Origin of the sequence: Streptomyces sp. NPDC005728 (assembly GCF_040630895.1) — a bacterium.
In the GTDB taxonomy this organism is placed as follows: Bacteria; Actinomycetota; Actinomycetes; order Streptomycetales; family Streptomycetaceae; genus Streptomyces.
In genome coordinates this window covers 1-14,170 of record NZ_JBEXYL010000148.1, presented here as the reverse complement: position 1 = coordinate 14,170, position 14,170 = coordinate 1, and the positions used below count along the sequence as shown (strand labels likewise).

General features: G+C 71.5%; 11 protein-coding genes and 2 pseudogenes. 4 read left to right on the top strand and 9 right to left on the bottom strand.

Going from position 1 to position 14,170, the window contains the following annotated elements; genetic code table 11:
• Positions 1 to 136: 136 nt before the first annotated feature.
• On the top strand, positions 137 to 1,660 hold the full coding sequence (locus ABZ471_RS44345) for an LCP family protein (RefSeq protein WP_359074842.1): 1,524 nt from the start codon (positions 137 to 139) through the stop codon (positions 1,658 to 1,660).
• 198 nt (positions 1,661 to 1,858) lie between these two features.
• On the opposite strand, the gene ABZ471_RS44340 is transcribed toward ABZ471_RS44345, so the two are convergent.
• The 4 genes from ABZ471_RS44340 to ABZ471_RS44325 form a co-directional block, all read right to left on the bottom strand.
• Positions 1,859 to 2,659 carry a CAP domain-containing protein gene (locus ABZ471_RS44340; protein WP_359074841.1) on the bottom strand — a complete coding sequence of 267 codons (801 nt, stop codon included), beginning with the start codon at positions 2,657 to 2,659 and terminating at the stop codon, positions 1,859 to 1,861.
• Between the two features lie 367 nt (positions 2,660 to 3,026).
• Positions 3,027 to 5,555, bottom strand: a complete 2,529-nt coding sequence (locus ABZ471_RS44335; RefSeq protein WP_359074840.1) for a LuxR C-terminal-related transcriptional regulator — start codon at positions 5,553 to 5,555, stop codon at positions 3,027 to 3,029.
• 119 nt (positions 5,556 to 5,674) lie between these two features.
• Entirely contained in the window at positions 5,675 to 6,478 is an 804-nt protein-coding gene (locus tag ABZ471_RS44330) for an intradiol ring-cleavage dioxygenase (RefSeq protein WP_359074839.1), read from the bottom strand.
• 64 nt (positions 6,479 to 6,542) lie between these two features.
• Positions 6,543 to 7,646, bottom strand: a complete 1,104-nt coding sequence (locus ABZ471_RS44325) for an NAD(+)/NADH kinase (protein ID WP_359074838.1) — start codon at positions 7,644 to 7,646, stop codon at positions 6,543 to 6,545.
• A 248-nt stretch (positions 7,647 to 7,894) separates the two neighbouring features.
• Here ABZ471_RS44325 and ABZ471_RS44320 point away from each other — a divergent pair, with 248 nt between their 5' ends.
• On the top strand, positions 7,895 to 8,599 hold the full coding sequence (locus ABZ471_RS44320; RefSeq protein ID WP_359074837.1) for a DUF4232 domain-containing protein: 705 nt from the start codon (positions 7,895 to 7,897) through the stop codon (positions 8,597 to 8,599).
• 59 nt (positions 8,600 to 8,658) lie between these two features.
• Here ABZ471_RS44320 and ABZ471_RS44315 read toward each other — a convergent pair whose 3' ends face one another.
• Positions 8,659 to 9,528, bottom strand: coding sequence for a serine hydrolase (locus ABZ471_RS44315; protein WP_359074836.1), 870 nt, complete (start codon positions 9,526 to 9,528; stop codon positions 8,659 to 8,661).
• A 250-nt stretch (positions 9,529 to 9,778) separates the two neighbouring features.
• Between ABZ471_RS44315 and ABZ471_RS44310 the strand changes: the two genes are divergently transcribed.
• Positions 9,779 to 11,230, top strand: a complete 1,452-nt coding sequence (locus ABZ471_RS44310) for a cytosine permease (RefSeq protein ID WP_359074835.1) — start codon at positions 9,779 to 9,781, stop codon at positions 11,228 to 11,230.
• 1 nt (position 11,231) lies between these two features.
• Here ABZ471_RS44310 and ABZ471_RS44305 read toward each other — a convergent pair whose 3' ends face one another.
• The 3 genes from ABZ471_RS44305 to ABZ471_RS44295 are packed head-to-tail and all read right to left on the bottom strand — an operon-like array spanning position 11,232 to position 13,101.
• On the bottom strand, positions 11,232 to 11,531 hold the full coding sequence (locus ABZ471_RS44305) for a hypothetical protein (protein ID WP_359074834.1): 300 nt from the start codon (positions 11,529 to 11,531) through the stop codon (positions 11,232 to 11,234).
• Positions 11,525 to 12,166: an SDR family NAD(P)-dependent oxidoreductase gene (locus tag ABZ471_RS44300; protein WP_359074833.1), complete on the bottom strand. Its 642-nt coding sequence runs from the start codon at positions 12,164 to 12,166 to the stop codon at positions 11,525 to 11,527. The genes ABZ471_RS44305 and ABZ471_RS44300 overlap by 7 nt, the downstream gene beginning before the upstream one ends.
• Positions 12,167 to 12,213: 47 nt before the next feature.
• Positions 12,214 to 13,101, bottom strand: coding sequence for an SDR family NAD(P)-dependent oxidoreductase (locus ABZ471_RS44295; protein WP_359074832.1), 888 nt, complete (start codon positions 13,099 to 13,101; stop codon positions 12,214 to 12,216).
• Between the two features lie 71 nt (positions 13,102 to 13,172).
• On the opposite strand from ABZ471_RS44295, the pseudogene ABZ471_RS44290 reads away from it, so the two are divergent.
• Positions 13,173 to 14,075 (top strand): annotated as a pseudogene (locus ABZ471_RS44290) (LysR family transcriptional regulator); the annotation flags it as partial.
• Here ABZ471_RS44290 and ABZ471_RS44285 read toward each other — a convergent pair.
• Positions 14,076 to 14,170: pseudogene (locus tag ABZ471_RS44285) on the bottom strand (proteasome accessory factor PafA2 family protein); the annotation flags it as partial.

Here is a 14,170-nt window from a genome sequence, read left to right as displayed (position 1 = left end):
CCGTGAGCGCCTGGGCCAGGCCCAGGGCCTGACCGGCCCGGAGACGGCCGTGCTGCTGGCCTACACGAAGATCACGGTCGCCCGCGGCGGCACACGGTCGAGGCGGCGCGCCCGGACCGTGGGCCGCGGCAGGCGGATCCTGAAGATCGCGGCAATATGCCTGGCCCTCGGGGTGCTGGGCACGGCCGGCGTCGGCTACTGGTTCTACCAGCATCTGAACGGCAACATCGAGAGCGTCTCGCTCGACGGCAAGGGCGGCCAGGAGAAGGCCGACGCGTTCGGCCGTACCCCGATCAACCTCCTGGTGATGGGCTCGGACGGCCGCACCAACAAGACGGACTGCAAGCTCGGCGGCGGCTGCTCCAAGACCGGTGTGCAGACCGGCAGCAACGCGGACGTGCAGATGGTGGTGCACATATCCGCCGACCGCTCGAACGCCACCGTGATGAGCATTCCCCGTGACACCATGACCCAGGTTCCGGCCTGCAAGGACCGCGCGTCCGGCCAGTCCACGTCCGGTTACTACGGGCAGATCAACAGCGCGCTCCAGTACGGCCCGGCCTGCCAGGTGGCGACCGTCCACCGGCTCACCGGCATCCCCATCGACCACTTCGTCAAGCTCGACTTCTCCGGCGTGGTCAGGATGTCCGACGCGGTCGGCGGCGTCTCCGTGTGCGTCAGCGACAACGTCTACGACACCTACTCGCACCTGAAGCTGTCCAAGGGCAGCCACACCCTCAAGGGAGTCGCGGCACTGGAGTTCGTGCGTTCCCGGCACGGCTTCGGTGACGGCAGCGACCTGGGCCGCACCGTCTCCCAGCACATCTTCCTGAGCGCGATGATCCGCAAGTTCAAGAGTGCGGGCACGCTCACCGATCCCGGCGCGGTCTACGACCTCGCGGACGCCGCCACCAAGGCGCTGACCGTGGACGACGGTCTGGGTACCGTGAAGAAGCTGATCTCTCTCGCAGCCGATCTGAACAAGGTGCCCACCAAGCGGATGACCTTCACCACCATGCAGACCGGCACCGACCCCAGCGACAGCAACCGCGTGGTGGTGGGTGCGGGCGCCAAGGCCCTCTTCGCCACCATCGCCGACGACCAGTCGCTGACCACCGGCTCGGGCAAGAAGTCCACAGCGGCCTCCGCGACCGCCGAGGCCACGGCCACCGCCCCGGCCGTGCCCGCGTCCCGGATCGCCGTGACGGTCGAGAACGGCACCGGGATCACCGGCCGTGCCTCCGCCGTCGCCACCGCGCTCACCTACAAGGGCTTCAGCTCCGGTACGACCACGGCCAACGCTCCGAGCCCCGCGGCGACCACCACCCTCACCTACGGCAGCGGTCAGAAGGCCGAGGCCCAGACGGCCGCCAAGGCGCTTGGCCTGTCCGCCTCGCACCTCCGGCAGGGCACCGGAACGGGCCTGACCCTGGTGGTCGGCAGCGACTGGCCGAGCGGCACCACCTTCCCCGGCGGCACCTCCTCGCCCGCACCCGCCAACACGAAGGCCGCGGTCTCCAACGCCCACGCGCAGACCGCCGACCAGGCCAAGACCTGCGCCAAGGTCAGCCCCTACAAGACGGTGAGCCTCAACGGAGTCCCCATGACGCCGGCTCAGGCGTACGCGGCGGCGCGGAGCAAGCCCGACTCGGACGACTGAGCGGGGCGGCGTCCTGGGCCGACTGTCCGGTGCCGCCGGGTTCCCTCCGTGGCCGTCCGCGGTCCCCCTCTATCGCAGGGGGCTCGCCGCTATCGCAGGGGGCTCGCCGCGGCGGACCACAGCACTGCGGCCGCCTCCCTCGTCGCACCGCTATGAGCGGTACGTGAGGGAGGCGGCCGCAGTGCCTCTGACTGCTGACTAGCGGGCGGTGCCGAAGTCCTGGGTCCAGTAGCTGTTGGGCTGGGCCAGCCCGACGCCTATCTCCTTGAACGAGCAGTTGAGGATGTTGGCCCGGTGGCCGGGGCTGGACATCCAGCCCGCCATGACCTGCTCGGGAGTGGTGTAGCCGTAGGCGACGTTCTCGCCGTAGGCGCTCCAGCTGTAGCCGGCGCGCGTGATCCGGTCGCCCGGGGAAGACCCGTCGGATCCGGTGTGCGACATGTTCTGGTGAGCCGCCATGTCCTGGCTGTGGGCCTGCGCCGCCTTGGTCAGGGTCGCGTTCAGGGTCAGGGCCGAGCAACCCACCTTGCTGCGCTCGGCGTTGACGAGCGCCACGATGCGAGCGACGACCCCGGACGCCGTGGCGGTGGGCTTCGGCGTACTCGGCGACGCGGGGGCCGCGGAGGCGGAGGGGGGTGCCTTGGGGGTGCTGTGCGTCGCGGTGGGCTTGGGCTTGGGCTTCGGCTTGACGGTCCTGTGCGCGCTCGGAGAGGCGGTCGGAGTCTGCGAGGCCACCGCGGTGGGCTTGCCGGACTTGTCGCCCTTCCAGTGGTGATCCCAGTGGTGATCCCAGTGGTGATGGCGGCCGGCCTGGTGCTGTCGGTTCTGGGCCGCGTGGTTCTTCTGGGCCTGGTAGTTCCCGGCCCTGTCCGCCTGGTTCTCTCCATTGTCCGGCCATTCGGCACAGGCCATGGCGACGGACGGTACGCCCACGGCACTCAGGACGACCGCGGCGATGACCATCCGCCGGTAATGCTGCTTCTTGCGATGCTTCGCCATGCGTGACCTCACCGGTAGTCGCCGACACCGGCCCGTCGCGGCCGGCTCGGCGCGGACTCCGCTCCTGAACTGCGGAGACTTACTGCGGGTCGTCATTGTTAGAAGGGCTTCAAAGGGAGCGCAAAGACGTGTCGTACTACGTTGCTTCGTAGACGTGGGGGGCCCTTGCCAAGGGCACGCGTGCGTGCTGGTCCGATTTGTTCGGCCGGCGCGGAATGCTGTCGCCCCGTCAGAAACCCCGTGACTGTCGGAGGACGGGCGAAAATGCCGGGCTGGGGGAATGCCGTCACACCGTGCGCGGCAGGTGTCCGCACCAAGATGGACAAATCCCATATGTCACCAGAGCGGCATCTACTATTCGGCATGCCTAGCCCTCGGGGGTCGCGTGACGGATGTCACGGAACCAAACCTTCCGGTTCTCGTCGGCGGCCCACAGGGCGATCTGCGTACGCGAGCGAAGGCCCAGCTTGTCGCGGACCTTGTCCAGGTGCGTGGCAACCGTATGCACGGAAAGCCCGAGTTGATCCGCTATCTTCCGGTTGGTCAGTCCTTCCGCGACCAGCTCGACGACCATGAACTCTCTCGCGGTCAGCCGGGACCGCTCGTCGGCGATCGGCAGAGCGGCCGCCCTGCCGTGGACGGCGGCTCCGTCCCTCGTCCGCAGGGCGTACGCGACGAGCCGTTCCCCGTGCAGCCCCCGTGCGCCGACGACGGCGGCGTCCCGCTCGGCCGGTGACAACACGGTCCTCGCGCGTTCCGCCGCCTCTTCCGTCCTGCGTCGCCAGGAAGCCTCGGGCTCGGTGTCCAGCAGGCGCCGCGCCCGTACGCTCGCCTCGTACAGTCGCAGCGCGCGCCGCATGTCTCCGCTCTCGGCTGCCACGAGCGCCAGGCCCTCCACGGGATACAGGGAGTGGAAACTGGCCCCGGGAGTGATCCGCAGTACCTCGGCGAACAGCGCCTCGGCGCTCTTCAACTGCCCCAGAGCCAGCCGTACGGCCCCCGCGGTGTGCAGCGCGGCCGCCGTCCGAGGCCAGGGCGCATGCTCCCGGAGCACGGGCAGACACCGGGACATCAGCTCGTCGGCTTCCAGCTCCCCGCCCGCCTGGAGCAGCGCCCAGGCGAGGTGATGGGTGCACCACGCGATGTCCTGCGGTGTGCCGACCGAGGCGAGGACCTCCAGGCACTCGCGCAGATCCGCGACGGCCTCCGTGAACTCCTCGCGGCACAACCTCGCCGCAGCCCGCGCGTCGAGGGCGTTGGCAAGCCCGGCGGGGTCGTGGCGCAACCGCTCCAGCTCCACCGCCTGCTCGCCCAGACGCAGAGACGCGGGCAGGTCGGCCTGCTGGCAGGCCGCCCGCGCGGCGAGCGCCGGTATCTCTCCGCCGAGCGCCCGGCCGTCGGCTCCCCGCAGGAGTCCGGTCAGCAGCGCCCGGGCGGCCGACGGCTGCTCCTGCTGGTAGTGCACCCGGGCCAGCCCCAGGGTCAGTCGTACCTGCGCGGCGGCGCCGTGGCCGGTGGCGCAGGCCAGTACCGAGGCGAGATTGTCCCGTTCCGCCATGAGCGGGCTGCTGGCCTGGTCCGCGACCACGTCTCCGCAGCCCCGATCGGCCAGTTCGGTCAGCCATGCCAGGGCGCGCCGCAGGGTGGCGGGCACCTCGCCGGACGCGCGCAAACGGTCCATGGCGTAGGCACGGATGGCACTCAGCTGCCGGAAGCGTGTGGGCGCTTCGTCCCCCGGCAGGCGGACGATCAGGGACTTCGCCTCCAGGGCGCACAGAATGCCCCGGACCTGCCCCGGCCCGATGCCGCCGCCCACGCACACCGTCCGCGCCGCGGCCACGTCGAACCCGCCCACCAGGACCGCGAGCCGCCGGAACACCGCCTGCTCCGCCGGATCGAGCAGGCGATGGCTCCAGTCGACGGCGGCGGCGAGCCCGCTGTGCCGTCGTGGCCCGGTCCTGCTCCCGCCTGTCAGAAGATCCAGCTGCGACAGCTGGTCGTCCAGCCCGGCCAGGATGTCACCCGGCGCCAGGGTGCCGGCGTGGCGAGCCGCGAGTTCGACGGCGAGGGTCAGGCCGTCCAGCCGCCGGCAGATCTCGGCCACCAGACGGCCGTTGCCCCGGTGGAGCGAGAACCCGGGCGAGCTGCTCGTGGCACGGTCGACGAACAGCCGCACGGCATCCGTCCGCAGCAGGGCCGCCACGTCGTCCCCGGCGCCGGCCGACGGTACGGACAGCTCACCGACCCGGAAGACGGTCTCGCCGGGTACGCGCAGGGGCTCCCGGCTGGTGGCCAGGACCCGCAGTCGAGGACAGCGGCCCAACAGGGTCGCGACCAGCTGGGCACAGGGCTCGGCCAGATGCTCGCAGTTGTCCAGCACCAGCAGCCTGGTGGCCTCACCGATCGCACGGACCAGCCCGTCCACACCCGTCCGGCCGGCCCGCTCGCCCACGCCCAGCGCGGCGGCCACGGACTGTGTCAGCAGCGCGCTGTCCTGCAGCGAGTCCAGCTCCACGAGGTCGACCCGGGCGTAGCGGTTCGGTAATCCCCGGGCGAACTCCAGCGCCAGCCGCGTCTTGCCCACACCGCCCGCACCGGTCAGCGTGAGAAGACGCGTGCTCCTCAGCAGCTCGCGCAGCCGCGACAGCTCCTGCCGCCGGCCGACGAAGGAGTCGAGCGACGACGGCAGAGCCCGGTCGGGGGAGGGGGCTGTGCCCGGCGTCGCAGGCGGTGCGGCGGCCGAGGCCTGCTGGGGCCGGCGGGCGTTCCGCGCTGCGAGCCGCTGTCTGAGCGCCCGTTGCCGGCAGGCGTTGGAACAGTAGCGAGCCGGCCGACCCCCGTGCGGTCTCGTGATCAGCGCTGCGCCGCATATCTCACACGTTCGACTCCGGCTCATCCCCGATTCCTGGCCGCCGGTTCCGGGGGCGAAACCATCCGCCTTCAGCCACGTGCGGCCGGTTCCGGGAGCGGTGCCGCGACCGTCGGCGGGGACCGGCGACCGCTCCCGGAAGCGGGTCAGGGCACGGCCGTGGGGTCTATGCCGAGCACGACGGTTCCGGTCACCCCCTTGCCGAGGTCGCTGCCTGCCTGGGTGATGCTCAGCAGGGTGGAGGACCCGCCGTTGCGGTAGATGCCGTCCCTCGCGTTGAGCGTGCGGGTCGCCGTGTTGTTCCGGTAGGGGGTGAGGGCGGCGACCCTGGTGTTGTACGTCTCCGGGAAGTAGAGCTGGCCCGTGTGGGACACATGGCCTCCTCGGTACTTCCCGTTGGACACGGTGCCGCCCGCATGCGTCTTGACGTGGATGTGGAGGGCCCGGCCGACGTACCAGCCCGGGTAGACGGTGGTGAACTCCGCAACGCCGGAGGCGTCGGTCAGCTGGACACCGCGCAGGAAGGTCGTGTCCGGGGTGGAACCGCCGGCGACGTACCCGGAGTAGATCCCGAGGGCGTCGCAGTGCCAGATGTCGACCGCCGTGCCGGGCAGCGGGGCGCAGGTGGTGCTGTCGACGACGGTGACGCGGAGGGTGAGCGGCACTCCGGCCTTGCCCTCGGTGATGTCCTTGCGGACCGTCTCCAGGTCCAGGTAGTAGGGCCCCTCGGTCTGCTCGGGCGTGAGGACACAGGCGGCGACGAGCCGGGGAGCGGGCCCGGACACGATGTCGGGGGCTGCGGCGGCCGCCGCCTGCGTGGCGGCGAGACCCAGTGCGGCCACGCCGAGGGTGGCGCCGCCGAGGGTGGCGATGACGGACCTGCGGGTGGTGCCGGCCGCCTCCGGGAGGCTGTCCGGTTCCGCGGCGTTGTGGTGGGGGGTGTCAGTCATGCTGCGACGATGGCGCCTGCGGCGGTTGGCGGGATCGCACGGACGACCGATGAAATCGGGCGCGTTACGAAACCCGCGGGGGCTCTCGAGGCGGATCCCGGTGAAGCCGGGGCGCATCGGGAGCGGTGGGCAGGGCGAGGTGCGCGAGGTCGCCCGGCGGGGGCGTGGTCACGGGCCACAGCGGAGCGGCGACCCCGTCGGCGAGCGCGGCCGGCGCGTCGGTGAGGTTCATGCGCTCGCGAAGCCGGCCGTAGAAGTCCATGGGGCCCAGCCGGACCGCCTTGAGCCGGCGGGGAGCGGCGTACACACCGATCCAGTCCCCGGGGTTGAGCACCCCGCGCACCTGCCCGTCGATGCTGACGGCGGCCTGGCCCGACCGTTCCAGGACCCGCAGTGCGATGGGCTCGTCCGGGGCGGCCACGACGGAGCGGTTGAACGTCATGTGCGGGGCGACAGGGGTGAAGATGAGGCCCTCCGCGCGGGGCGAGACGACCGGACCGCCGGCGGCGAAGCTGTACGCGGTCGACCCCGTGGGCGTGGCCACCAGCAGCGCGTCGGCGGAGTACGACGCGAGGAGCCGCCCGGCCAGATAGACGCCGACCGACACCTGCCGGTCCCGGGCGAGCTTCTCCAGGACGACGTCGTTGAGGGCGGTCACGTCCAGGGCGACGCCCCAGTCGTCACCAGTCACGCACTCCCTGCGGACCCCCGGCGGCGGCAGCATGGGTCCGCGGCCGTACCGCACCATCGTCTCCAGGTTCTCCGGCACCTTCAGCCGGCACGAGGCCCGCAGGGTGAGCAGCATCCGGCTCTCGACGGTGATCCGCTCCTCCTGTACGGCGTCCAGCGCCGCGCGCACCGCCGTGGCGGGCACCTCCGTCAGGAAGCCCACCCGCCCCAGATCGACACCGAGGACCAGGGCGTCGTTCTCGGCGGCCAGCCGGGCTCCGCGCAGGAAGGTCCCGTCACCGCCCAGGGTGACGATCAGGTCCGGATCGCCGGCGGTGTCGATCTCCTCCCGGGCGCTGTGCCGCTCACCCTCCTGCCACACGTCGATGTCGGCACACCCGACGGCATGCTCGGCGCACCACTCCCGCACGGAGCCCGCGGCGGCCACGGCCTCCGCCCGTCCGCCGTGAACGACCAGGCCGATACGGTTCACCGTCATACCCGCCTCCCGTCGGCTCGCACAGGTAGCCATGCTCACCACGATCCCAGCCGCCGCGTCACCCGGCATGCCGTCGGAGGTGCGCCGCCGGCCCCCGACCCGGGCGTTCGTTCCGATCCGGCCCGCTTCTTGTCACTGCCATGTCACAGGCGTCCCGCAGGGGAACCCCTGGTCAGATGGCCCTGTCTGAATCCGTGAGCACCGGCTGGAGCCGGTCGGCCTGAGCACTTCGGACATCGGGGGACCCCATGCAGTACCGAGACACCATCCGCGTCACCACGTCGGCGCTGGCCGTGGTCGTGGCCGCCCTGTCACTGTCGGCGTGCCAGTCGGGCGGCGGCGAGCCGACGGACAAGACGCCGTCGCAGGCCCCGGCCACCGCGACCGGTTCCCCCAAGGCCTCAGCTCCGACGAGCCCGGCCGCCGAGACCTCGCGGCCCTCCGGCGGCGGTACGTCGACCCCTGCGGGTGCCCCTGCCTCCCCGGCGTCCGACGCATCGGCCGGTACCGCGCCGAGGTGTAAGGCTTCCGCCCTGGCAGCCACGGCGTACCAGGCTGCCGACCGTCCCGTCGGCACCGGCACCGGAGCGGCGATCGTCGAGTTCACCAACACCTCCGGAAAGGCGTGCACCCTCAAGGGCCACCCGTCGGTGGCCGGGGCGGGCAACGGCTCGCCCGAGCACAACACGCCGCTGGTGGTGACGCCTGCCGGGTCCGCTGCGAGCGTGCGGGTCGCGCCGGGTGGCAAGGCATGGGTGAAGCTGACCTTCGTCCAGGTGCAGGGCGAGGCCGACGGCTACTGCGCATCGGGCGCGAAGCCCGCCGCGTACCCGACGCTGGTAGTCGGCCTGACCGGGTCCGGGGCACATCAGGTCGCCCTGTCGGACGGTGTGTTCGCCGAGTGCGACAACAAGGTCACCGCGACCGCGGTCACGGCGGTCAAGCCTGCCTGACCTGCGGCTCTGCGCCGCCCTCGGCGAGTGCCGGGGGCGGCAGGCCCGGCGCCTGCTCGTCAGCGGGCCGTCGCGGAGGAGACGGCGGCCCGGGCCGCCCGTTCCACCAGGGCGACGCCGTCCTTCATCGACGTGTTGCCGTCCGAGAGCACCGCGACGAGGTAGTGGTGCCCGCCCGTCGTGATCCGGCCGACGCTGTTGACGTCCCACAGTCCGGTCGTGTTGCGCTGGAGCCAGCCGTTCTTCAGGGCCCACCCGGAGCCGGAGGCCGCCGAGACGCCCCAGGACTGGTCGGCCGCGACATGGGTCATCAGTGTGCGGATGTAGGTGCGGGACGTGTCACTGAGCGCGGACGCGGAGGCCGACTTCGCGGCAGCCCCGGTGTCGAACACGGCACGCAGCAGCCGTATCTGGTCGCTCGCCGTGGTCCGGGTCAGCCCCCACTTCGGGCCGGGGCCGCCCTGGGTGGCGGTCAGCCCCAGCCGCTTGTTCGCCGCAGCGAGGCCGGGAGCGAGGCCGATGCGCCGCCAGAGGGCGTTGGCCGCCTTGTTGTCGCTGTGCTCGATCATCGCCTCCGCCTTGGCGCGCTCCTGCGCGGTCAGGGCGTGCCCGGACTCCTGCACCTGGAGAAGCACCGCGGCGAGGATGTCGACCTTGATGATGCTCGCCGTGTCGTAGGGGGTGTCGTCGCCGTACACCGCTGGCGTCCGGCCCGTGCCCTCCAGGTCGAGGACCGCGGCCGACACGCGCGCCTTGCCCTGTGCGTGCACCGACGCCGGGAAGTCGGTCTGGCCGGAACCGGAGCGCGGCGACGTGGTGGCAGCAGCCGCCGGGTGGAGCGTGCCGGCCGCGAGGAGGGTCGACACCGCGGCGGCGAGTGCGCCGCAGACCGCCGCGCGGCGCGACAGGGGTCGGGTCAGGTACGCCATGGTGAGGGGCCTCGGCAGTTCAGGGGGCAGGGACACAGCCCTGCGAACCTAAACAAAACACCCGCTTCGCGAAGTGACCGCGGCCACGACAGGGCCCCTTTGGGCATGAATTGTGAGCAGAACAACAGGAGGCACCGCTGAATCGCGCGACGTGACCGATGCGCACGCTGCGTGAGCGTGGCGGTGGCTTGTTCGCTCCGCCCACGGGGAAGACAGTGACCAGAGAGGCAGACCGGGCTCAGGAGGCGTCATGGGCACTTCAGCGGAGCCGAGGGTGTCCGGCCTGGAGGTCCGGTCCATCGACTACGTCCCCCTGGACGAACGGCACGGCAAGCTCTGGCACCTAGGCCCGCTCTGGTTCATGTCCAACGCGCAGATCGCCACCCTGGCGGTGGGGCTGATCAGCATCACCGAGGGCGGGAACCTCATCTGGTCGCTGCTGGCCATCGTCGCCGGCACCGTCATCGGCACCTTCTTCATGGCCTTCCACTCGGCGCAGGGCCCCCAGCTGGGCCTGCCACAGATGATCCAGTCGCGGCCCCAGTTCGGTTACGTCGGCGCCCTGCTCGTGTGGCTCTTCGCGTATGTGCAGTACGCGGGATTCAACGTCTTCAACAGCATCCTCGCCGCCGACGCCCTGCACACCACGCTGCACGGCGGCGTCAAACTGTGGGTGGTCGTGGTCACCGCGGTCGCACTCGTCATCGCCCTGGTGGGCTACGACATCATCCACAAGGCCGAGCGCTACCTGACGTACGTCTTCCTCGTCATCTTCGGGATCTTCACCGTCGGCGTCCTGGTCAACCTGCACTACCCCGCGGGCTCCTTCGACCTCGGCGCCTTCCAGTGGACCCCGTTCCTGGCCCAGTTCGGCGTGGTCGCCGGCTACCAGATCAGCTGGGCCATCTACGTCTCGGACTACTCGCGCTACCTCCCGCCGGACGTGACGGTCCGCAAGACCTTCTACTGGACGTACTTCGGCTCCGCGCTCGGCGGTATCTGGCTGATGGTGCTCGGGACGCTGCTGGCCGCCTGGGCCGGCAAGGACTTCGAGACGATCGCGTCGATCAACGCGGCCGGCGACGAGGTGTTCGACGGGTTCGGCGCGATAGTGCTGCTCTTCGCCGCCCTGGGGCTCGTGTCCGTCACCGCACTGAACATGTACGGCGGTTCACTGACCCTCATCAGCGGCATCGACTCGTTCAAGCGGGTGCGGCCGACCCTCGGCGTACGGCTGCTCACCTTGGGCCTGACCGCGGCGCTCTCCCTGGTCGGTGCCCTCGCCGCCACCTCGCACTTCCTGGAGAACTTCAACAATTTCCTGCTGCTGGTGCTCTACTTGTTCATCCCGTGGACCGCGGTGAACCTCATGGACTACTACGTCGTGCGCCGCGGGCACTACGCCGTGGCCGAGATCTTCAACCCGAACGGCATCTACGGCCGTTGGGGCTGGCACGGCATCATCGCGTACCTGGTCGGCTTCGTCGTCATGATCCCGTTCTTCTCGGTCGGCACCCTGTACGTGGGCTCCGCCGCCGAGGCGCTCGGCGGAGCCGACATCTCCCTGTTCCTCGGCCTGCCCGTCTCCGCACTGCTGTACTGGTGGCTGACCCGCTCGATCGACGTGGCGGCCGAGACCCGCGTGGCGGAGGCCGAGGCGGAGGCACTGGAACAGGCGGCACACGAACACCGCGAACCCTGAGTCAGGAAGTACCTGCGAGCAGTTCCTGCGGCAGTTCCCACAGGCGCCGGGCGTTGTCCGGGTCGACGGCGTAGCGGGCCACGCCGTGCAGGGCGCCGGAGCGGCGGTCGACGACCTCGGTCTCGTTGCAGTCGACGAAGCAGCGGCCGCCGACGCCGTCGAGGAGGGGCGAGGCGGCGAGCAGGACGGACGTGGCGGCGCCCTGCTCGACGGTCTTGGTCAGGTGGGCGGGGACCCGTCCGCTGCCCCTGCCCCCGATGTGCCGTTGCAGGTTGGTGCAGATGGCGCAGGGCATCAGCACGTTGGCGGTGATGTTGTCACCGGCTCAGCGGCGGGAGGGCCTCCACGGCGAATGGGACGTTGGCGGTCTTGGCTGACCGTAGGCGAGCCATGGGCCGTAGGGGGGAACGCGAAGTGGACGTCGTCCCACACCACCGGGGAATGCTGGTGGCCGGTGGAACTGACCACCACGATCCGGGCGGAGCCGTCGGTGGCCGGCGCGTCGTGCAGGCCGGTCGCCAGGGCGAAGTGCCCCAGGTGGTTGGTGGCGAACTGCCACTCCCAGCCCTGCTCGGTGTACTGCTGGGGACAGGCCATGACGCCCGCGTTGTTCACCAGCACGTGCAGCGGACCCTGCCAGGCGGCGGCGGTGAAAGCGCTGACGGAGCCGGGGTCGGTCAGGTCCAGCCAGATGCGCGACGTGCACGTCCTGGTTGCCGGTCTTCTCGGTGATGTCCCCGGCGATGCGCCGCCCGCCGCCACGTCCCGGACCGTGAGGGCCACGGCCGCACCGGTGGTGGCCAGGGCGCGCGCCGTCTCCGCTCCGAGACCGGAGGAGGCGCCGGTGACCACCGCACGGCGGCCGGTGGGATCGACTCCCTCCGCGACCTCCGCGGCCGTGCCGGCGAAACCGAACGGGGTGGTGACGGCACTCATGAGTGAACTCCTTGCTGTGTACCGAAGCATGCGAGGCGGTCCTGTGTTCAGGGCGTGAGCATCCGGTCCTGCTCCACCGGGGGTGTGCCGCCGTACCAGGGCAGGGCCTTGCCGAAACGGACCAGCTCGCCGTAGAGCGCGGGATCGACGCCATCGGCGAGGACCAGGTCGAGCACGGACCGGGCGGCCTCGGCGGGCGACCGGGCCTGGCTGTAGTCGCTGAACCAGGGGCGGGAGGTGGCGGTGTCGACCATGCCCGGACACACGGAGGCGATCAGGGTGCCGCTGGCGAGGTCCTCGGCGCGGCGTTCGGCCGCCACCGCGCGGACGGCGGCGACCTGCGCCACCTTGGACGGCACGTTCAGCCAGCGCGGCCAGCCCGCCTCCTCCGCGGTCCCGTTGTGGACGGCGCTGCGCCAGGACTCGACGGCGTACTCGACCTGGTCGAGGCTCGCGCCGTCGAACAGATGGTGCAGCCGCGCATCGAGGTGGCCGAGGGTGCCCAGGCTGCTGGCCACGACGAGCAGCCGGCCGCCCGGGCGCAGGACGGGGCCGAAGGAGCGCAGGATCGCGTGTGCGGCCGTGTTGGAGATGTCGATGAACTCGTCGGCGCGCGCGGCCTGCGACTCGTCGGGCAGCAGGCGGGCGACCGCGTTGGAGATCACGACGTCGACCCCGCCGTACCGCCGCCGGAGCTCGCCGGCCAAGCGGTCGACGGCGTCGGTGCCGGTGACGTCCAGGACCCGGCCCTGGACCCGACTGTGCGTGCCGGGCAGCCGGGCCACCTCATCGGCGGCCTCGGCCACCCGCTGCGGGCTGCGCCCGGTGAGCAGGACGAGGTCGTCCGGGCCCATACGGGCCGCCAGCCCCTCGACGAGGGCGCGGCCGAGCCCCTGATTGGCGCCCGTGACGAGGGCGATGCGCGAAACGTTCATGGCTGCCACGCTAGGAACACGCGCCTCATGCGTCCAACGAGAGTTACGCACGACTAGTATGCGTAAACGTCATGGACTTCACGGATGTGTCACTGACGGCGCTGCGCGTCTTCCGCGCGGTGGCCGAGCAGGGAACCTTCACCGCAGCCGCGGTGTCGCTGGGCTACACGCAGTCGGCAGTGTCGCGGCAGATCGCCGCGCTCGAACGGGCGGCGGGCGCGGAGCTGCTGGAACGCAGGCGGGACGGCGTACGACTGACCGCGGCGGGCCGTGTCGTCATGCGCCGGGCGACGGTCGTGATCGACGAGATCGACGCGACCGCGCGCGAACTGTCCGGCCTCCCCGGACAGGCCGGGAAGGTCCGGCTCGGCTGGTTCCCGACCGCCGGTGCGGTGCTGGTGCCCGCGGCCCTGACCGCGCTGCGCGACACCGACCCGGGTCTCCACGTCATCGGCCGGGAGGGCGGCACCCCCGCCCTGGTGCGCGCTCTGCGCGCCGGCAGCCTGGACCTGGCGCTGCTGGCGTCGGCGCCGCCGTTCCGCGCGCCGGATGCCGAGTCGCCCCCACTGGTGCTGCGCACGCTCACCGAACGCGCCCTGTGTCTCGCGGTGCCCGCCGCCCACCCGCTCGCCCGCGGCGACTTCGTCGACGTGGCCGACCTGCGCGGTCAGCGCTGGATCGCGGGCTCCTCCTCCGGAGAGGACCGGCTGATGGGAGTCTGGCCGGGCCTGGACGAGCGGCCCGAGATCACGCACACGGCCCGTGACTGGCTGGCCAAGCTCCACCTCGTCGCCGCCGGCTGCGGCCTGACCACCGTGCCCGCCTCGCTCGCCCCCGTCGCACCCCGTGGGGTCCGCATCCTGCCGGTCCGTGGCGGTCCCCAGGAACAGCGCCGCGTACTGCTGGCCCGCCTGCCGCACCCACCGGCCGACGCGGTCGCCCGCGTGGCAACAGCCCTGCGCACCGCGGCCCTTGTCGACCGCGATGAAGCCGTCCTCGATCATGGACAGGACCAGCGCGGTCGTACCCAGCTTGAGGTAGGTGGAGATCTCGGAGAGGTTGGCGTCGC